Origin of the sequence: Paenibacillus andongensis (genome assembly GCF_025369935.1) — a bacterium.
Lineage (GTDB): Bacteria > Bacillota > Bacilli > Paenibacillales > NBRC-103111 > Paenibacillus_E > Paenibacillus_E andongensis.
Genome location: NZ_CP104467.1, coordinates 6,182,041 through 6,200,890, shown reverse-complemented (window position 1 = coordinate 6,200,890; position 18,850 = coordinate 6,182,041). Strand labels below are relative to the sequence as shown.

18 protein-coding genes are annotated in these 18,850 nt (G+C 44.1%); 15 read left to right on the top strand and 3 right to left on the bottom strand.

The annotated features are described in order from the left end of the window. Positions 1 to 274 precede the first annotated feature (274 nt). The 5 genes from thrS (at position 275) to NYR53_RS27680 (ending at position 5,390) form a co-directional block, all read left to right on the top strand. Positions 275 to 2,209, top strand: a complete 1,935-nt coding sequence (gene thrS, locus NYR53_RS27700; RefSeq protein WP_261302308.1) for a threonine--tRNA ligase — start codon at positions 275 to 277, stop codon at positions 2,207 to 2,209. Between the two features lie 187 nt (positions 2,210 to 2,396). Further along, positions 2,397 to 3,050: a 3D domain-containing protein gene (locus NYR53_RS34365; RefSeq protein WP_290428964.1), complete on the top strand. Its 654-nt coding sequence runs from the start codon at positions 2,397 to 2,399 to the stop codon at positions 3,048 to 3,050. Between the two features lie 85 nt (positions 3,051 to 3,135). Continuing rightward, complete coding sequence (locus NYR53_RS27690) at positions 3,136 to 3,264, top strand: hypothetical protein (RefSeq protein WP_261302307.1); 129 nt, start codon at positions 3,136 to 3,138, stop codon at positions 3,262 to 3,264. A gap of 158 nt (positions 3,265 to 3,422) precedes the next feature. Beyond that, positions 3,423 to 4,934 (top strand): methyl-accepting chemotaxis protein, encoded by a 1,512-nt coding sequence (locus NYR53_RS27685; protein ID WP_261302306.1) that lies wholly within the window; start codon positions 3,423 to 3,425, stop codon positions 4,932 to 4,934. A gap of 78 nt (positions 4,935 to 5,012) precedes the next feature. Then, positions 5,013 to 5,390, top strand: a complete 378-nt coding sequence (locus NYR53_RS27680) for a hypothetical protein (protein ID WP_056835144.1) — start codon at positions 5,013 to 5,015, stop codon at positions 5,388 to 5,390. A gap of 320 nt (positions 5,391 to 5,710) precedes the next feature. Here NYR53_RS27680 and NYR53_RS27675 read toward each other — a convergent pair whose 3' ends face one another. The 3 genes from NYR53_RS27675 to NYR53_RS27665 form a co-directional block, all read right to left on the bottom strand. Then, positions 5,711 to 6,631, bottom strand: a complete 921-nt coding sequence (locus tag NYR53_RS27675) for an IS3 family transposase (RefSeq protein ID WP_261306233.1) — start codon at positions 6,629 to 6,631, stop codon at positions 5,711 to 5,713. 11 nt (positions 6,632 to 6,642) lie between these two features. Further along, complete coding sequence (locus NYR53_RS27670; RefSeq protein ID WP_261300830.1) at positions 6,643 to 6,963, bottom strand: helix-turn-helix domain-containing protein; 321 nt, start codon at positions 6,961 to 6,963, stop codon at positions 6,643 to 6,645. A 160-nt stretch (positions 6,964 to 7,123) separates the two neighbouring features. After that, on the bottom strand, positions 7,124 to 8,413 hold the full coding sequence (locus NYR53_RS27665) for an ammonium transporter (protein ID WP_261302305.1): 1,290 nt from the start codon (positions 8,411 to 8,413) through the stop codon (positions 7,124 to 7,126). A gap of 269 nt (positions 8,414 to 8,682) precedes the next feature. Between NYR53_RS27665 and liaF the strand changes: the two genes are divergently transcribed. The 10 genes from liaF (at position 8,683) to aroF (ending at position 18,819) form a co-directional block, all read left to right on the top strand. Then, complete coding sequence (gene liaF, locus NYR53_RS27660) at positions 8,683 to 9,798, top strand: cell wall-active antibiotics response protein LiaF (RefSeq protein ID WP_261302304.1); 1,116 nt, start codon at positions 8,683 to 8,685, stop codon at positions 9,796 to 9,798. Between the two features lie 9 nt (positions 9,799 to 9,807). Further along, complete coding sequence (locus NYR53_RS27655) at positions 9,808 to 10,875, top strand: HAMP domain-containing sensor histidine kinase (RefSeq protein WP_261302303.1); 1,068 nt, start codon at positions 9,808 to 9,810, stop codon at positions 10,873 to 10,875. After that, a complete protein-coding gene (locus NYR53_RS27650) occupies positions 10,865 to 11,515 on the top strand; it encodes a response regulator transcription factor (RefSeq protein WP_261302302.1) in 651 nt (216 codons plus the stop codon). Before NYR53_RS27655 ends, NYR53_RS27650 begins: the two co-directional genes overlap by 11 nt. A gap of 87 nt (positions 11,516 to 11,602) precedes the next feature. Then, complete coding sequence (locus NYR53_RS27645) at positions 11,603 to 12,016, top strand: YugN family protein (RefSeq protein WP_261302301.1); 414 nt, start codon at positions 11,603 to 11,605, stop codon at positions 12,014 to 12,016. A gap of 141 nt (positions 12,017 to 12,157) precedes the next feature. Then, complete coding sequence (locus NYR53_RS27640; protein WP_261302300.1) at positions 12,158 to 13,753, top strand: S1C family serine protease; 1,596 nt, start codon at positions 12,158 to 12,160, stop codon at positions 13,751 to 13,753. Between the two features lie 143 nt (positions 13,754 to 13,896). Next, positions 13,897 to 14,586: a response regulator transcription factor gene (locus NYR53_RS27635; RefSeq protein ID WP_261302299.1), complete on the top strand. Its 690-nt coding sequence runs from the start codon at positions 13,897 to 13,899 to the stop codon at positions 14,584 to 14,586. 1 nt (position 14,587) lies between these two features. Beyond that, positions 14,588 to 16,060: a sensor histidine kinase gene (locus NYR53_RS27630; RefSeq protein WP_261302298.1), complete on the top strand. Its 1,473-nt coding sequence runs from the start codon at positions 14,588 to 14,590 to the stop codon at positions 16,058 to 16,060. A gap of 46 nt (positions 16,061 to 16,106) precedes the next feature. After that, positions 16,107 to 17,063 (top strand): 4-hydroxy-3-methylbut-2-enyl diphosphate reductase, encoded by a 957-nt coding sequence (locus tag NYR53_RS27625; protein ID WP_261302297.1) that lies wholly within the window; start codon positions 16,107 to 16,109, stop codon positions 17,061 to 17,063. Between the two features lie 60 nt (positions 17,064 to 17,123). After that, positions 17,124 to 17,645: a DUF2062 domain-containing protein gene (locus NYR53_RS27620; RefSeq protein ID WP_367618584.1), complete on the top strand. Its 522-nt coding sequence runs from the start codon at positions 17,124 to 17,126 to the stop codon at positions 17,643 to 17,645. A 130-nt stretch (positions 17,646 to 17,775) separates the two neighbouring features. Continuing rightward, a complete protein-coding gene (gene aroF, locus NYR53_RS27615) occupies positions 17,776 to 18,819 on the top strand; it encodes a 3-deoxy-7-phosphoheptulonate synthase (RefSeq protein WP_261302296.1) in 1,044 nt (347 codons plus the stop codon). The last annotated feature ends 31 nt before the right edge of the window (positions 18,820 to 18,850 follow it).

The following is an 18,850-nucleotide window of genomic DNA, read 5'->3' as shown; positions in this document are numbered from 1 at the left end:
AATACCGGAATCATTCCCGTTACCGAATGCTGATGAGGATTCGCCTTACCCCTATGGGCATGCAGCGAATCGAACTAGGGTGGAACCACGAGCTGAGCGCACTCGTCCCTTATGGGATGCAGTGTGCTTTTTTGCGTTCAAAAATGTACTAAAATCGGACTTTGAGCTACGCTCAAAGATCCCAAAGCGGAGAGACTTTGAGTTGTGCTCAAAGATCCCAAAGCGGAGAGACTTTGAGCTACGCTCAAAGATCCCTATATTAGGAGGAACAAACATGGTTGTACAAGTGAAATTACCAGATGGCGCGGTTAGAGAGTACGCGGTTGGGACGACCATTGAACAAGTGGCGGAATCCATTTCATCCGGACTGAAGAAAAATGCGATTGGCGGCAAAGTTAACGGGAAATCCGTGGATCTGTCGTTCTCTCTGGAAAATGATGCAGACGTAGAAATTCTAACACTCGATAGTGAAGCGGGATTAGAGATGTATCGTCACAGCACAGCGCATTTGATGGCTCAGGCGATTAAACGTATTTATGGTGAGAAAGCTGTTAAATTAGGGATTGGACCTGTCATTGAAGACGGATTTTACTATGATATCGATTTGGAAACACCGCTTAATCCTGAAGATTTGGTGAAAATCGAGAAGGAAATGGAGCGTATTTCAGGTGAGAATTTGGCGATTACTCGCCGTGTTGTTTCCCGTGAGGAAGCGATTCGCATTTTCACTGAAATGGAAGATCCGTTTAAGCTGGAATTGATTCGTGACCTGCCGGAAGACTCGGTACTAACGATCTATGACCAAGGTGAATTCTTTGATTTATGCCGCGGGCCGCATCTTCCATCAACAGGCCGAATCAAAGCATTCAAATTATTGAGCGTTGCCGGTGCTTACTGGCGCGGAGATGCGAAGAACAAAATGCTGCAGCGTATTTACGGCACTGCTTTCCCTAAGAAAGCGCAGTTGGATGAGCATTTGCATCTATTGGAAGAGGCGAAGAAACGTGATCACCGTAAGTTGGGCAAAGAGCTTAAAATGTTTGCTTTTTCACGCGAGGTTGGGCAAGGATTGCCGCTTTGGCTGCCAAACGGTGCTAAATTAAGACGTACAATGGAACGTTATATTGTCGACCTGGAAGAGCGTTTGGGTTACCAACACGTTTACACGCCAGTTCTCGCTAATGTTGAGTTGTACAAAACATCTGGTCACTGGGATCATTACAGCGAGGATATGTTCCCGAAAATGGTGATGGACAACGAAGAGCTTGTTCTACGTCCAATGAACTGTCCGCATCACATGATGGTTTATAAAAGCGATATGCGCAGCTACCGTGATCTGCCGATTCGAATTGCTGAGCTTGGCACTATGCACCGTTATGAAATGTCAGGAGCTTTAACAGGTCTACACCGTGTTCGTGCCATGACACTGAATGACGCTCATATTTTCTGTCGTTTGGATCAAATTAAAGAAGAGTTCTCCCGCGTTGTGAACTTGATTCGTCAGGTTTATGCGGATTTCGGAATTACAGACTACCGTTTCCGTCTCTCCTATCGGGATCCTAAGGATACTGAAAAGTATTTCCAAGATGATCAAATGTGGGAAACTTCCCAACGCATGCTGCGTGAAGTTGTAGAAGAGTTAGGGCTTCCTTTCTACGAGGCTGAGGGTGAAGCTGCCTTCTATGGTCCTAAACTTGACGTTCAAATCAAAACAGCACTCAAGAAAGAAGAAACACTTTCAACAGCGCAAATTGATTTCTTGCTCCCAGAACGCTTCCAGCTTGAATACACAGGCGAAGATGGTCAAAAACATCGTCCAGTCGTTATTCACAGAGGGATTATCAGTACTATGGAGCGTATGACAGCCTTCTTGCTTGAGAATTTCGCTGGTGCGCTGCCAACTTGGTTAATGCCTATCCAAGCCAAGGTCATTCCGGTGTCTCCGGCATTCGAAGAATTCTCGAATCTCGTGACTGAGCGTCTACGCGAAGCTGGTATTCGTGTTGAAGCAGATAATCGCAATGAGAAGTTGGGTTATAAGATTAGAGAAGCGCAGTTGGAGAAAATTCCTTATATGCTAGTTGTCGGTGAAAACGAAGTGAAGAGCGAAAGCTTATCTATTCGAAAACGTGGTCAAGGGGATCTAGGTACCCATCCGATTGAACAAGTCATTGGCATGATTAACGAGGAAATAAGCAAGAAGCTTTAAGACTCATAACCTATAAATGAAGCAGAGAAGATATTCTTCTCTGCTTTTTTGTTTTCAAATTCAGTTAATTGGGTATGTATAGGGGAGCGTGATTAGGGCACCTTAAACAGTGAGTCTGCATCCGAAGGTTTAAAGGTGGTAGGTATTGGACAACCTGCAATAGTAGGGGAGGTATTAAATAATAGTAATGTTAACCAATTTTTTGACTCAGTCTAAATGGTTTAGTGCGTCGATCATCGTTGTTCTGATGGCACTTTTCGGACAAGAGACGACGGGCAAAAGCAACCAAAGCTACACGACGGCAAATACCGTCACCCATATACAAGATCAACAGCAAAAGGTTATTCTGGCCAAAACGGCACCTGTTTCACAGCCGGTCGGGCAAGAAAACCTGCAGCAAATCAACTATCGTTATGTTCCGAAGTTAGACTCAGATTTGTCCAAGCTCAAAGCAGTCGAAGTGACAGCCACCGGTTATTTTGCAGGTAAGGAATCAACAGGGAAAAATCCGGACCATCCTGAGTATGGGATCACGTATTCAGGTATTAAAGTAAAGCGGGATGATAAATCCTTATCAACGATCGCTGCAGACACGAGCGTTTTCCCGCTTGGAACTGTCTTGTTTATTCCCGGTTATGGCTATGGCGTTGTTGCAGATACAGGAAGTGCAATTAAAGGTAAGAAAATTGATCTGTATTTCGACACAAAGGATCAGGTTTACAAAGAATGGGGCAAGAGGACGGTTAAAGTATTTATCGTCAAAGAGGGACAAGGGAAAGTGACCGAGCTCATCTGGAATCAACTAAAAGATGAGATAATCGCACCTACCAAAGCCCTTTAACGAAAAGCAGCTTTTCAATATGCGAACATTTCCAACATAAAATCTCCTGTTTGGGAAAACCTAATCTTACAGGAGGTGATTGAACATGGCTAAGAACAAGAATAACAAGAATAAAAATTTGAGCTCGAATGTAGCTCAAGACGTAGAATTTGCTGCGGAAACATCGGTAGCGAACAAGCAGCAACAAACGAATACTCAAAACCAAAATAAATAATGAACTATCAATAAGCTTAAAAGCAATAAAAGAACAGAGATCTGAAAAGGTCTCTGTTTTTTATTGCTTTTCAACATCTTCTATTTTCGATATAATGTAACAAAAACTAACATTTAGGTTCCTATTGGGAGGAGTTCCAATTGCTTATGCATGCTGAGATGAAACACAAAGCTTGGTTGTATGCCCTTATTCTCATTGGTATTACGGTAAGTGTTCTCGCGTTATTTACTTCCTCTCGATGGTTTACGGCTGCAAGTTTGGCTGTTTTTTTGTTTATGGGTATTATTGCGTGGCTAAGTTCCAGATCATCAAGGTCTTCAATTAGCCAAGTTAATAAAGGCCAACAAGAGCAGTTCCGAACGTTTATACAAGAATCTCAGGTAGTCGCGGACAGATTAGCAGCTGCTGTTGAGGAAGTCAATCGATCGATCGGACAACTGCTTCGCATAGCCGATGCTTCGATCCAAGGAGAAGAGGATCTGAAGATTCGAAGTAACCAAGCGGTTGGACAGCTGCAGGAAGCATTCGCTGCGATCCAGCAAGTAGCGGCTGCAGCAGACCAAATTCTAGATTCATCCTTACATATGCATCAAGAGAGTGAGCAAACCAAAGATACAGTAGTCGATGTATGCCGGTCATTGAATGCCACGGATGAAGTCATGAATGATCTGCATATGAATAATGATACTATGCAGAAGAAGATTCAGGATTTGACAGGACATACTTCTAAGATTGAAGAAATCAATACATTTATTACGGAAGTGGTTTCTCAAACCTCGCTGCTCGCGCTTAATGCTTCTATTGAAGCGGCCAGAGCGGGTGAGCATGGACGAGGCTTTTCTGTGGTCGCTCAGGAAATTAAGAAGCTGGCTACACAAAGTCATGAAGCGGTTACGAAATCTTCGGAACTATTGGCATCCATCGAGAGCGGTGTTTCCCAAGTTGTAACAGCGGTTGCTGAAGAGAAAGCATCTGTCGCTCATGGGATCTCAGAAATGAAAATAATCAAAGACAAGATCGATACGATCTTCGGGTTGATTCTGAATGTCAATAATCTTGTATCGAGTACAACCAGCTCTTCCCAACATCAGTCCACGCTTGTCTCAGGTACGAGAACATCACTTGGTCAAGTTGTTGATTTAATGAATGAGACGATGTCTAGCGTGGAGATTACCTTGGATCAAATGAAGAAGCAGCGCCATGAAGTATCGATGCTGCAGCATATCAACCAAAATCTGGATCGTTCCTCTAAGGAACTGATACAAGCGATACAAGCAGTGGGTATGCAAAATAAAGAAGGCACGATTCATGGAAATATCCATGAAATGAAGCAAGTTCTTAGTTCACTTGTCCTAATACCTGACATAACCTCATTACTTGATGTTAAGCATGCTTCCCATTTAAGCACTGTTTTGCAGAAAACGGCCGGAATTGAAGCCATCTGGTCTAACCGAGCGGACGGAACCTTCATCTATTCGATGCCTGAGGCAGGTCTTGTCAATGCAAAGGGCAGAGAGTGGTGGAAGCGTGCGATGGGGGGAGAACTCTTCGTTTCTCCGGAATACGTGTCAGCTATTACAAAAAAACCATGTATCACCATGTCAAAAGCGATAATAGATGACACAGGAACCTCTGTTGGTGTTGTAGGAATCGATTTAATATTGAAATAAAGGTTCTCAAATCGCATATTTTGGTGTAAAATAAGATTACTGTTATAAATCTTGACACGGGGAGATAGGTGAGTGATCATGCTGAATGCTTTGCGATTGGATGGAAAACCTCAAAGAACGCCAAGGAAAGCTGCAGAGGTATTTCCTTTCTTGGAAGCTTACATTGTCCGCAAGGAACAGCAGGTCCTGGATATTGAGCAGGTAGTGGAGCGCTATGAAATCAAAAGAATGAAAGAAGAGCGCGCTTATCAGACGATGTCATCATTTCGCCGCATGTTTTCTGGTAAGAAACCTGACCATCATCTTGCTGTCGAATATATTCATTATGTGAAGAAACCTATGGAGCAAGTTAGGAAGCTTCGAGCTGAAATTGCCCATGCGAGACAAATTATGAATGAATCCAAACCAGGCGATGTAATCTCAGTGCCGGATGAGATTGAAGAGCTACTTTCTTAATACAAACAAAAAACCTTCCATATGGAAGGTTTTTTGTTTGTATTAAGAAAGTATTCGAAAGGTCTAGTTAGGGCTTATCGGCCCTCAACCCAGACCTCACGTAGTCGGCAGCTGAGAGGTCTTTTTTTTTCTTTTGGGCAGGAGTGAACTTTAACGAGAAGGCGTGACTGTGGGTTTGGTAAACCTGCAAATGTACATGCTTTTTTTCTTTTGTTAGCTCATATTCGTAAATTCCTGGAGATCGCGGCTAGGCCCCCTAAAACCGGAGTCTTGCCCACCAAAAATGATTCATGCGTAGAATATCGCGTTTTTTCAAGCTATTACATCGCTTTATGAAAGGCAGAAGTGTCATCCAGCGTCTTGACCCATGCTGAAAACATCTTCGGAGGTTTTCGGTTTAAACTACCATGCATCCTGCGGTTATTGTAGAAGTCCATGTAACGATCGAGTGCATCATAAGCCTCTTCAAAGGTCATGAAGTCTCTTATGCCGAACAAGTGACGTTCAAGTAGACTGTGAAACGACTCAATGTAAGCATTCATATTCGGCGTCCTTGGCGGAATGCGTTCATGGACGACGTCTAGGCACTCGCACATATCTCCAAACAGTTTGCTTACGAATTGCGGGCCGTTATCTGTACGGATTACAGGCATCTCTTCTCCAGGGTTTAGCCGGCTCTGTATCGCATAACAAAGCGTCTGGACCGCATGCTTGGCCTCACATACCGGACCTCTGTACTGTTTAACGACGACACGGTCAAACACATCAATGATGCTGAGCATATAAAAGAATCGCTCCTGTCCAATGACGTATCCGTACTTGATATCCATTTGCCATAATTGGTTGGAGCCTGTTACTACTCGGTTCTTCGGCAGCCTGCGCGGATGTGTCTGTATGCGCTGGCGTGGCTTTTGAAGAATGCCTAACTCTTTGCATAAGCGATACGATTTCTTTTTGTCCAGCCTCACGTTATATTGGTCACGAATACATTGTGCAAGAAGCTTGTAGCCATAGACATGTTCTTCGCCCTCTATGAGCTCAAGCAGCCACGCGTTGATTTGTTCGTCACACACTTGTTCACCCGTAAACGTATGTGAGTATCCAGGCACAGGGCGCCCTCTCCGGCTTTCTTTGGAACATTCAGATAGCGGGGTGGTAGCTCTCTTCTTACGATCGTAATAGGTGGACTCTGAAAGGCCAAGGATACGCAGAACCAACGCTACTGGTTCACCCCGCTTAATAAATGGTTCTGCTACTTCGAATTTCTCGGATAAGCGGGGTCTTTCTTTTTTAGCAATTCGCGCAGGATCTCAAGCTCTAGCTCTTTCTCGCCAAGTACTTTAACGGCTTTTTCATAGCGTTGTTCTACATCTTGTAGACGCTGCAATTCTTGCAGATGCTCGTCAGCCACTGGGATTTCTTCCGGAGGAATAGAGTCACGGTGATCTCTGATCCACAAACGGATGGTTTCAGGATGGATGTCATACATGCGGGCTAATACCCCCACCTTAATACCAGCCAATGCTTCCTTAACAATTTTAAGCCGTGCTTCTTCTTTCAGCCTTTTCCCCATACTGAATCATCTCCTTGTCCCTAGTTTAAATTATTGGGTGGGAGGACTCCAGTTTAATTAGGGGGCCTAGGAGGTTTCGCAGTTATTTTAGGCATTGAGTAATAGTTTTCCTCGAACATTGGGGTCTATACGAAAAACCAAAGGCACAGCCTGAGGTTTCTCACTGACCTTTCTTTAGTTGTTCTAAGTCCAGGAATCCATCCTCTTGGCTGTAAGCCGGCACTCCGTGGATACCGACGTCTAATCCGACTAATTCCTCATCTCTGCTAACTCGCAGTGGAACGATCAGTTGAATGAGCTTCATACAACCCCATGTAATAACGAATCCCCATATACAAATGGTAACAAGACCTAATGCTTGAACACCTAGAAGGCTGAAGCCCCCGCCATAAAATAAACCAGCAGTGCCTTCCCGAATAGCGTCAGGCTGTGCGAATAATCCTACAGCTAGAGTCCCGATGCTGCCGCTGATACCATGAACAGGGAAAGCACCGACTGGATCATCAATCTTTCTAGCTTCTAGCATTTCCGTTGCATAAACCATGGCGATCCCGCATATGGCACCGATCAAGATGGCTGCTGCATCACTAACGAAAGCACAGCCTGCGGTAATGCCAACGAGTCCTGCAAGAGCGCCGTTGATAACCATGGGAGGATCGGCTTTGCGGTAACGCATCATGGTGAATAGGATACACGTTGCGCTGCCCGCTGCTGCCGCCAGCATGGTGGTTACTGCAATGTGGCCAATCGAAGTATTGGTGGCGCTTAGTGTGCTTCCCGAGTTAAAGCCAAACCATCCGAACCAAAGGATAAATGCGCCTACTGAGGCAAGTGGCAAATTAGAAGGTGGTACAATGTTAGCCGTGCCGCCAGCAGAAAATTTGCCAATCCGTGGACCAATGATCATTGCTGCGGCAAGAGCGGAGAAGCCGCCAAGTGCGTGAATGACAGCTGAACCTGCGAAATCAACCATGCCTAATTTGCCGAGCCATCCATTGACGGCCCATACCCAATGGCCAGCAATGGGATAAATTAAACCAGTCATTGCAATGGTATACAGAATGTACGCACGGAAATTGATGCGCTCAGCTACAGCCCCAGATACGATTGAGATAACTGCGATAACAAAGGCGCACTGGAATAACCAATAAGTCTCATGTGAGATATTTAAAACGATATGTGTTAAATCTCCTCCCATGAAGAAGCCGGTAGTTCCGATTAGTCCTGAAACATCTTTCCCGTACATAAGGGCGAAACCGAATAAGTAAAAAATAAGTGCTCCGAAAGAGATATCAACAAACACTTTCATAATGATACTTACTGCATTTTTTTGTCTAACGAAGCCTGCCTCCAATAATGCGAAGCCGCCTTCCATCAATAGAATCATGGCAGCTGTCAGAACCACCCATATGGTATCTAGGCCGCTAGATAGCTGTTGGATTGCATCCATAATCTGATCTCTCCTTATGTTTGAGGAATTGTTTGCACCAATTATACGGTTCTGATGATAAACATGTCAACGGAATGCGTAAGAATACATAACATATGATGGTTATTGTTCGTTTTTTGAAATAATGATGTGAGTTATTCATGTGATTCTGCAAAGTCTCAGTCTCTAGACCGAGGAAACCTTCAATCTCTCGTCTCTTTTCATTCATGGCTGTATCTTATAAACTAGAGGTATCTTAACAACGTTGTACACAAATGGAGGAAGAAAGTATGAATCCGCATATGTTTCAAAGAATAATTTGGGGACTTGTCCTCGTAACGGCAGGCGTCCTTTTTTTACTAAACCAATTAGGGATTATTGAAATTGATCTTGCTTATATGTTTTCCACTTATTGGCCTGTCATTCTTATTTTCTACGGTCTCGCTGGATTTGTTTGGCAGCGTAAGTATCATTGGGGAGGCTCAATTTGGAGTTTACTCGTATGCTGTGTGGGAACAATCTTTCTTCTGAAGAATTTAAAGCTGACCGATCGATCGCTGGGCGAGATGTTTCAGATTTTGGGGCCTGTTGCTTTAATTCTATTCGGATTGAGTGTGATTTTTAAACCTAGTAAGAAAGAGTCACCGGATTGGCCTTCTATTAAAGAAGCGAAAGATCAGGTTAAAAAGGCAAGGCGTGAAGCTAGAAGATTGCAGCATGAGAAATATAGAAATCCATGGGATCAACCCAAGTGGAGTGATGGAGCACCATCGCCTACAACTGATAAGGAGCATAATCGTAAATCTGCTTTTAATGAAGTGAAGCATGAACTCAGTGACGAGGAAAAAGCCGTACTCAAGGATATTCATGGCGAATTTCATGATCAACATATGTGGGAAGTGCCTGAAGCACCGGGGGTACCAGATCTAAGTAAGCCGCCTCAGCCGCCGGGGCAACCGCAAACGCATGCTTATAAACATCATGGGCACAAGTACGATGATTTCGTACGTAACTTCGACTCTGGTGATGTCCTTCATCGGCATGGTTTTATCGGAGATGTGCATCTGGGACAAGAAGCTTGGGAACTGAAGCCGATTCAAATCTCACATTTTATTGGTGATTCCGTCATAGATCTTACTCGCGCAGCCATTCCCTTAGGAGAAACAACGATTCATGTTTCAGCATTTATTGGTGATGTGAAAATATTCATTCCTAATGATATTGATGTTGAAGTTCGCGTTATGGCAAGTTCTTTTATCGGAGATATGAAAGTGCTTGATCGGCGTGAAAGCGGGTTTCTGCGCAGTGTGAGAACGCAGACCTCGCAATATGAAGAGGCTGATCGGAAAATAATTGTAACCACGAGCATGTTTATAGGTGACATTACAATCAAAAAGATAGGTTAAGGATGGAGCATGTACAAATTGCGAATGTTCAATATGAAGTGGCAGCTGCTGAATTACTTTCTCGTCTCGAGTTTACTCACGGTATCTAGCATCTATATTGTGCTTGAATATTATAAAGATGAACTTGTTTCATGGCAGTTCCGAATGTGGTTTGTCATAGCCATTCTCTTGGTCTGTCTAACGGTGGGTTATGTTGCAACCAAAAGATGGCAGCGCAAAGTTGATGAGCTCCATGTCGCCATGCTCGAATTGTCCAAGGGGAATTTCTCCAGTCGGATTGAGATGGAACCCGTAGAACCATTCTTGTATTTGTATGATGCTTTTAATAACATGGCCTCTGCCGTTGAAGAGCGTATTCAACTGCTGCAGAAATTGGGCGAGGCAGAGGCGATTCGGGATCAAGAGCTCACGGAAAATGCTGTTCTTGAAGAAAGACGCCGACTGGCGCGGGATTTACACGATACGGTTAGTCAAGAGCTGTTCGCTATTCATATGTCAGCATCCTCTTTACCCAAAATTCTAGAGAGAAACCCGGATGCGGCACCGGGCGTAATGAATCAGCTTATTCAAATGTCTCACCATGCCCAGAAGCAGATGCGTGGACTCATTTCGCAATTGAGACCGATCGAACTGGGGGATATGAGCTTACAAGATGCCCTGGAGAAATGGTTTCCGGAATATTGCCGAAACCATGAGCTGCAGGGCAAGCTTGATGTTTCTCTCCATGAATCGATATCTGAAGCGATTGAACATCAATTTTTCCTCATTATACAAGAAGGTCTTGCAAACGTAGTTAAGCATGCTTCTGCCAAACAAGTTCGCCTAGCTATATATGAAAGAGAGCATCAATATGTGCTTCAGCTGCAGGATGACGGTCAAGGCTTTGAACGCAGAGACATCCCATCGGCTTCACATGGTTTATCGACAATGAGAGAGCGAGCGCAAAAGCTTGGTGGCGAAGTGGAGATAGACAGCAAGTTAGGATCAGGGACAAGAGTTAGAGTACGCATTCCGCGGTTTACGGGACAGTCGATCTTGCTAATAAAGGATAGAGAGGGAGAAACAAATGAGCAGTAACATTAAAGTGATGATCGTAGATGATCACGATATGGTTCGGGTTGGGCTTCGAACCTACATCTCGTTGGAACCCGGATTGGAAGTTATAGGGGAAGCAAGCAATGGCCAGGACGCGTTCGATAAGTTAAATCAGGAACTCTCTCATCTTTTGCCGGATGTCATTTTGATGGATCTAACCATGCCTGTTCTGGATGGTATAGGCGCCACCAAGTTGATTTGCGGTAAATATCCACAGATTAAGGTCATTATGCTGACCAGCTTCTTGGAGGAAGCGAAGGTTCTCGAAGCTGTCGAATCAGGTGCCATCAGTTATATGTTGAAGACGGTTTCATCCGACCAATTGATTCATGCGATTCTGAGCGCTTACCGCGGTATGCCAGTTATGAATTCAGAGGTGTCCTTGGCGCTTACAAGAGGAATTAGGCAGCGTAATAGTATACCCGAGGAAGAAGGGTTGACTTCGCGAGAGAGAGAAGTATTGCTTTTGATTGCAGAGGGGAAGAGTAATAAAGACATTTCAGAAGAGCTTTTTATTAGTATCAAAACGGTTAAAACACACGTCAGCAATCTTCTAATGAAGTGTGAATTAGAGGATCGGACGCAGCTTGCGATTTACGCGCACCGCAAAGGCTTGGTTTGACAATAAGGAACGTACCACACATAAAAACTAGATTTTGACACATTCTATGCGTAAGTAAAATAATATGAGCGCTTAAGGAGTGTCTGAATGAAAACATTATCATCATCATTGGAGCAGGTTCAAGAATCCTTCGATAGTGTCCGTGAGCACCTGCATGAATTTGATTTCGCTCTGGGCGGCAATTGGGAATACGATCATGGCTATTTCGATCACTATTTAGATGAAGAGCATCTAGTTTGGCTGCGTATTCCTTTTCAAGTTGTGACTGGAAGGATTGATGGCGACGCCGAATCAACGGATGCGATCGTCAAAGTCGGAACTCCTTTCGTGCTGAAGCATGTTTATAATAAAGGACTTGATCAGGGTGCCGAAGCTGAAACCTATGGCGCATTGATCGATCAATTCCAAACTCCGCTTGATCCTGATGCCAAAATCGAAGATAAATGGGTGAAAGAAGCAACTGGTCTGCTCCATAAAGTGGAACAAGCTTGGATACAGTAAATTAGACCTTTTTTTACCTCCATTTTATTGTTTTTTAATATTCGTTTAAGGTTGTGGGTGCATGATAGAGCTACAGAGAACAAGACATAACCCTTCAGGAACATGCACTTATAACTTATTAATCAAATGGAGGTAAGAACTATGGAAGACAATAAGAAAGATTATAGCGACTTCTTTAAGTCGCAGAACAACAATAGCAATAACAACGATAGCGTTAATCGAAATGATTCAAATCATCAAGACGCACAAGATCCTAACAAAGCAAGACCGTCCTACTATTATTCGTATGGCCCTTACAAATCAGCTTTTAACGAAGAAAACGAAGGACATTCGCTTACAACTTCTGCGTCTGGTACGGAAGGAACATCCAGCGTTGAAGTTACTCCCCCTAAGAACTTACGGCCTTTCAGTTTTGGACCGGAAGCAAGCGCTCCGCAAGGCTCGGGTCCTTGGGATCCGAACGCAAGAAAGCGTTCATCTGTGAAAAGTATTTTCGCGGCTTTCATGGCAGGCGCCTTGGTCGTTGGTGCACTTATGTTCAGCGCTGATAAAATGAATTTGTTTACTGGCAATCAGCCTTTAGCTTCGGGCAGCTCTACAGCAGCTGCTACGAAGAACGGAAGCAGTAATGGCGGCGAAGTGAAAAATGTTGGGCTAGATGTCGTTCGCCCAGGTAACATTTCGGCTATTGCACAGAACGCTGGGCCTGCCATCGTTAAGGTTGAATCTCTCGTGAAACCGAAGCAAACAAGCCGTGGCGGCAATTCCCTCTTCGATGATCCGTTCTTCCGTCAATTCTTTGGAGATAATGGCGGTGGAAATACAACGCCTAAGAGCAATCAGAATAACTCTGGCAGCGGTGAACTTCAGCCCGCAGGTATGGGAACAGGGTTTATTTTCGAAAAAACCGGATATATTTTAACCAATGAGCACGTTGTTGACGGCGCTGATGAAATTCAAGTTACGGTAGAAGGTTATGATAAGCCATTTAAAGCTAAATTATTAGGCAACAGCTACGATTTGGATTTGGCAGTACTCAAAATCGAGGGAGATAAAGAGTTTCCGATCCTCCCGCTTGGTAAAGCTGAAGATGTGAATGTGGGAGATTGGGTTGTTGCTATCGGTAATCCATACGGTTTCGACCACACGGTTACGGTAGGTGTGCTTAGTGCGAAGGAGCGTCCTATCAGCATTCCAGATTCCAAAGGGACTCGCGAGTATAAGCACTTACTGCAAACGGACGCTTCCATTAACCCTGGTAACTCCGGCGGACCTTTACTGAACTTGAATGGTGAAGTTATTGGTATTAATACGGCCGTTAGTTCACAAGCGCAAGGAATTGGCTTCGCCATTCCTACTAGCACAATTTCTTCCGTTCTTGAAAATCTTAAAAATAATGTTCAAATTCCTAAAGAGCCGGTTCCTTACTTAGGTGTAGGTCTGCAAGATATTGGTAAAGACTGGGTAAGTGAATTGAAGCTTTCGAACACCGATGGGGCATTAGTCGGCAGCGTTCAACGTAAAAGCCCTGCTTTCCAAGCGGGTCTGCGTCAATACGATGTCATTGTGGATATCAACGGAGCCAAAGTGAAAAATTCGCAGGAATTGATTACTAAAGTTCAGGCAGCGAAAGTTGGCGACAAGGTCACTTTGGGACTTATTCGAGACGGCAAGCGTATGGAAGTGCCGATTACTGTTGGGGATAAAAACGCGCTAGCCGAGACCCCTGCCCAATAATAAAAGATAAATTAGAGATAAATAAAGGTTAGTTCGGAATAAAAGGAAGTGGAGTCCCGCGGCCGCAAGCTTGCAGGCTCTGCTTCTTTTTGCTTGGATAGCTGAATTTGTTACAATGGTTGAAAGAAGGGGGGCCAAAGCCGATGAGAGAGAACATAATGGTTATTGATGATGATGAGAAAATTACGTCTATGCTGAGACGGGGTTTAGCTTTTGAAGGATATTCGGTCGTTACAGCGACCAACGGTGCAGATGGTCTTAAGCAAATGCTGACATCGGAACCACATCTGCTGATCTTAGACGTTATGATGCCGCAAATTGATGGCTGGGAGGTCGTACGTCGAGTGCGTGAAAGCGGCAGCGAGGTACCGATTCTTATGCTTACAGCGAAAGATGAAATCAGTGATCGCGTGAAAGGCTTGGATCTCGGGGCAGACGATTATTTGGTCAAGCCGTTTGCGCTTGAAGAGCTGCTGGCTAGAGTGCGTGTACTTCTTAGGAGGAGAACGGAGCGTCCTGAGCAGCAGACGAATAGATTGAGTTATGAGGATACCATTTTGGATTTGGATACACGTGAGGTTTTTCGCGGGGAGAAACTGATTGAGTTAACAACCAAGGAATTTGATTTACTCCACTTGTTCATGCAGAATCCGAAGCGTGTCCTGTCACGGGATATTATTATGGAAAAAATATGGGGCTACGATTATAGCGGTGAATCCAATGTTCTGGAGGTTTATATCGCGCTGCTGCGCCAAAAAACCGAAGAATTTGGCCATAAACGATTGATTCAAACGGTTCGGGGGGCAGGTTACGTATTGAGAGGGGATTCTTAATATGTCTCTTCGCTTGCGGCTAACGCTTTGGTATTCTGGGATATTAGCACTCACCATGCTGCTCTTCGGCATTGTTCTTTATTTTTTCTTGAATTATTTTCTATACGATCAAATTCGCCAAGATCTGAAAAGGGAGGCTGGCAATAGCTCCTTGCGTATTCAGAAGAGCATTGCCCTTTCACAAAAAGGACTCGTCGTTGATTTGGAACTGGAAAGCAGAGATTTCTACTCTACGAATACGTTTCTGCAATTATATAATGTGTCACTCAAGAGCTTTAATCGCTCGGCTAACTTACAATTCTATGATGTTTCTTTGCCTTTAGCGAAAAATACGATTGATAAATTAAACTCCGAGGATGGTTTTTTCGAAAAGACCAAGGTGCTTGGGCAGGACTTCCTCATTTATAATCAGGCGATCCGATCAGATAACCAAAACCAACTTATCGGAATACTTCAAGCCGCTGTACCGATTGGCAGCTATGAAAAAACGTCCGTTACCCTACGGTATACCCTGATGATTTGGGCCTTACTCACGATTATTGTGGCAGCTTCACTTGGCTGGTTCTTGGCGCGTAAAGCGCTCAAGCCGATCGAACGCGTCATTGACGCCGCGAATCAAATTGGAAGCAGCGATGATCTGGAGAAGCGTATTCAATATGACGGTCCACTTGATGAGATTGGGCGTTTGACAGAGACGATCAATGGGATGCTCTCTCGGATTGAGATTAGCTATCTGGAGTTAGATGAAGCATACCGTGCCCAGCGAAGGTTCGTATCGGACGCTTCTCATGAGCTGAGAACACCGCTTACAACAATTCGAGGAAATGTTGACTTGTTGGAAAAGATGTGGAAGCAAACATCAGGGAGTACAGAACTTGCTACTCCTGATCAAATGCAGATGTCACTCGAGGCTATGCATGATATTGCAGGCGAAGCGCAGCGCATGAGCAGACTAGTCAATGATCTTCTGGCTCTGGCGAGAGCAGATGCCGGCGTTCTTATGGAAAAGAAGCCTGTTGAGATGATGCCGCTCGTTCAAGAAGTGGTAAGACGTGCTCAATTGCTCGAGCATACCGCTGATTGGCAAGTGGGTGATCTAGATGCATTAGAACATGTGGTTGTGCAAGGGAACAGGGATTACTTGCAGCAATTGTTGTTTATTTTCATCGAGAATGCATTCAAATATACACCCATTGGAACTGTAAGGTTCGAGGCGTCGCGTACGGAAAGCTTTATTGGTATTCGGATTACTGATACGGGAATAGGCATGGATAAAGAGGATATTCCTCATATTTTCGACAGATTTTATCGCGCAGATTTATCGAGGGGACTTACCTCTGGAACTGGACTTGGATTATCGATCGCCAAATGGATTATTGATGAACACGGTGGGTCTATTGAAGTGACAACGCGCAAAGACGAGGGAAGTACCTTTATGATTTGGCTTCCAGCAAACTTTCCTCTCTCTGTATAATCAGCTATAATGAAAGTAAATATGTTTTCTTAGGCAGGTGGAAGAAATGGAAGTAGTCCGAATATCACCCAGAGGCTATTGTTATGGCGTTGTAGATGCTATGGCACTTGCTATGCAAACTGCTAAAAACTTAAATCTTCCCAGACCCATTTATATATTAGGCATGATTGTTCATAATGCGCATGTCACTGATTTCTTCAAAGAAGAAGGTGTCATCACATTAGATGGTGAGAACCGGCTTGAAATATTAGAACAAATCGAAACAGGGACGGTTATTTTCACTGCTCACGGGGTTTCTCCTGAGGTAAGACGCAGAGCCCGAGACAAGGGCTTAACCGTTGTGGATGCAACCTGCCCGGATGTAACGAAGACACACGATTTAATTCGAGAAAAAGTAGCCGATGGCTATGAAGTTATCTATATCGGGAAGAAAGCTCATCCTGAGCCGGAAGGCGCAGTAGGTGTAGCTCCTGATAAGGTACACCTCATCGAGAGGCTTGAAGAAGCAGACCAGCTAGACATTAAAGCAGAGCGTATTATTATTACGAACCAAACAACAATGAGCCAATGGGACATTAAGCATATTATGAATCGTTTACTGGAACTATTCCCAAAAGCTGAGATCCATAATGAGATCTGTCTAGCGACGCAGGTTAGACAAGAAGCGGTAGCTGAACAAGCGAAGGAAGTCGATCTGGTTATCGTAGTTGGAGATCCGAAAAGTAATAATTCGAACCGCTTAGCGCAAGTTTCAGAGGAAATTGCAGGCGTAAGAGCGTATAGAATATCTGATATCACTGAGCTGAATCGCACGTGGTTAGCCAATGTGCGCAAGGTAGGTGTTACATCGGGTGCTTCCACTCCGACACCTATAACCAAAGAGGTCATTTCCTATTTGGAAGGCTTTGATGCGAAAGATGAAACCAGTTGGGGAATTACACGTACTATTAATATGAAGAAGCTCATTCCGGCTGTTAAATCCAAAGTGGCTAGTAGTGAGTGATCCTTATTTATTCCACAGGGCGGGATTGAGACCAGCATGCAAAGCACTCAGAAGGTGAAAATGATGAAAGTGAAAGCTCGCTACGATTGGAAAAGCACGAAGCGCTGGTTTAGATACAAATATTTACTTCTCTTACGTGCCAAAGGCGGTCCTTCCAAGGTAGCACGCGGCTTTTCAATTGGATTGTTTGTAGAGATGTTTACTTTACCTACAGCCGGTTTTGCATTCGCTCTTATCTTTCCGTTGGTTTATTTATTAAGAGCTAATTTACCTGCGGCCTTAATTGGTTTTGTGTTTGGAAAAGTGATATATATTCCATTCTCGATTCTCAATAAGCAAGTGGGGGATTGGTTGGTACCGAAGCACTTTAAGATTTATCTGATCCATCATTTACCACACATGCTTTCTAACATTATTAGAAGTGGTTTGGATTTGATAGTAGGCGGTATGGTGGTTGGGTTGGTACTCGGAATCATTGCTTACTTCCCAGTGATGCTCTTACTTAAATACCATACGAATCGTCGCAAAGAAAAACGTAGAATCCGTAAAGATCAACTTGCGCCTTCAAATACAAATGAATAGTAAATAAATTAGCGCTTGACGAAAACTCGTCAGGCGTTGTATATTTACTTTAGCGGTTAAAAGCGTAGAAGCGAACAAGCGTTGAAGTAATCAAGTGATTTAACCCATATAAATAAGGAGCGTGTTTAAGATGATCGCCATTACATCCAACAAAACATCAGATGAGCGTATTCAGGAAATTGTACAATTCATAGAAAAGCAAGGTGTTCAAGCTCACGTCTCCAAAGGTGAGGATCGCACAGTAATCGGAATTATCGGTCAAGCCGATCCTAAATTAGCAGAACAGTTGCGTCAAATGTCAGGAGTAGAGCAAGTTGTGAAAATTTCGAAATCCTATAAATTAGCAAGCCGTGACTTTCATCCGGCTGATACAGTTATCAAAATTAAAGGTGTTGAAATCGGTGGCGAGCAGCTTGTTGTTATGGGCGGCCCTTGCGCTGTAGAAACGCCAGAACAGATTGATGAGATCGCACGTTTAGTGAAAGCGGCGGGAGGTCAAGTTCTGCGCGGTGGCGCATTCAAGCCAAGAACAGGTCCATATAGCTTCCAAGGTGTTGGAGTAGAGGGCTTGATCATGATGGCTGAAGCGGGTAAGAAGCATGGACTTCTTACTATTACAGAAGTAATGACACCTGAGTATGTTGATGTATGCGCCCAATACGCGGATATCCTGCAAGTTGGTACACGTAATATGCAAAACTTTGATTTACTTCGCAAGCTCGGAACCATTCAAACGCCTGTACTGCTCAAACGTGGCTTCAGCTCCACTTACGATGAATTCTTGAATGCTGCTGAATACATTCTTGCTGGCGGTAACCCGAATGTTATGCTCTGTGAGCGCGGAATCCGAACATTCGAAACGTACACACGGAATACACTGGATTTATCTGCCATTCCGGTTCTTAAACAGTTGAGTCATCTTCCAGTGATCTCTGATCCGAGTCACGGTACTGGCCGTAGAGAGCTTGTTGTTCCTATGACAAAGGCATCCGTAGCCGCAGGAGCAGATGGTTTGATCATCGAAATGCACACAGATCCAGACAATTCAATGACTGGCGATGGCGTTCAATCCTTGTTCCCTGATCAATTCGCTAATTTGCTCGTTGATCTTGAGAAGCTTGCTCCGCTGCTAGGTAAAAAGTTTGATACCCATAAAGAAGCTATCTTGGCGTAACGGAAATAGTTCCAAATTGACTGGTTTCCTC

What these genes read in the sequence shown, in the direction of transcription:
- thrS (WP_261302308.1), top strand. Translation starts at nt 275, where the DNA reads ATGGTTGTACAAGTGAAATTACCAGATGGCGCGGTTAGAGAGTACGCG.
- NYR53_RS34365 (WP_290428964.1), top strand. Translation starts at nt 2,397, where the DNA reads ATGTTAACCAATTTTTTGACTCAGTCTAAATGGTTTAGTGCGTCGATC.
- NYR53_RS27690 (WP_261302307.1), top strand. Translation starts at nt 3,136, where the DNA reads ATGGCTAAGAACAAGAATAACAAGAATAAAAATTTGAGCTCGAATGTA.
- NYR53_RS27685 (WP_261302306.1), top strand. Translation starts at nt 3,423, where the DNA reads ATGAAACACAAAGCTTGGTTGTATGCCCTTATTCTCATTGGTATTACG.
- NYR53_RS27680 (WP_056835144.1), top strand. Translation starts at nt 5,013, where the DNA reads ATGCTGAATGCTTTGCGATTGGATGGAAAACCTCAAAGAACGCCAAGG.
- NYR53_RS27670 (WP_261300830.1), bottom strand. Translation starts at nt 6,963, where the DNA reads ATGGGGAAAAGGCTGAAAGAAGAAGCACGGCTTAAAATTGTTAAGGAA.
- NYR53_RS27665 (WP_261302305.1), bottom strand. Translation starts at nt 8,413, where the DNA reads ATGGATGCAATCCAACAGCTATCTAGCGGCCTAGATACCATATGGGTG.
- liaF (WP_261302304.1), top strand. Translation starts at nt 8,683, where the DNA reads ATGAATCCGCATATGTTTCAAAGAATAATTTGGGGACTTGTCCTCGTA.
- NYR53_RS27655 (WP_261302303.1), top strand. Translation starts at nt 9,808, where the DNA reads ATGTACAAATTGCGAATGTTCAATATGAAGTGGCAGCTGCTGAATTAC.
- NYR53_RS27650 (WP_261302302.1), top strand. Translation starts at nt 10,865, where the DNA reads ATGAGCAGTAACATTAAAGTGATGATCGTAGATGATCACGATATGGTT.
- NYR53_RS27645 (WP_261302301.1), top strand. Translation starts at nt 11,603, where the DNA reads ATGAAAACATTATCATCATCATTGGAGCAGGTTCAAGAATCCTTCGAT.
- NYR53_RS27640 (WP_261302300.1), top strand. Translation starts at nt 12,158, where the DNA reads ATGGAAGACAATAAGAAAGATTATAGCGACTTCTTTAAGTCGCAGAAC.
- NYR53_RS27635 (WP_261302299.1), top strand. Translation starts at nt 13,897, where the DNA reads ATGAGAGAGAACATAATGGTTATTGATGATGATGAGAAAATTACGTCT.
- NYR53_RS27630 (WP_261302298.1), top strand. Translation starts at nt 14,588, where the DNA reads ATGTCTCTTCGCTTGCGGCTAACGCTTTGGTATTCTGGGATATTAGCA.
- NYR53_RS27625 (WP_261302297.1), top strand. Translation starts at nt 16,107, where the DNA reads ATGGAAGTAGTCCGAATATCACCCAGAGGCTATTGTTATGGCGTTGTA.
- NYR53_RS27620 (WP_367618584.1), top strand. Translation starts at nt 17,124, where the DNA reads ATGATGAAAGTGAAAGCTCGCTACGATTGGAAAAGCACGAAGCGCTGG.
- aroF (WP_261302296.1), top strand. Translation starts at nt 17,776, where the DNA reads ATGATCGCCATTACATCCAACAAAACATCAGATGAGCGTATTCAGGAA.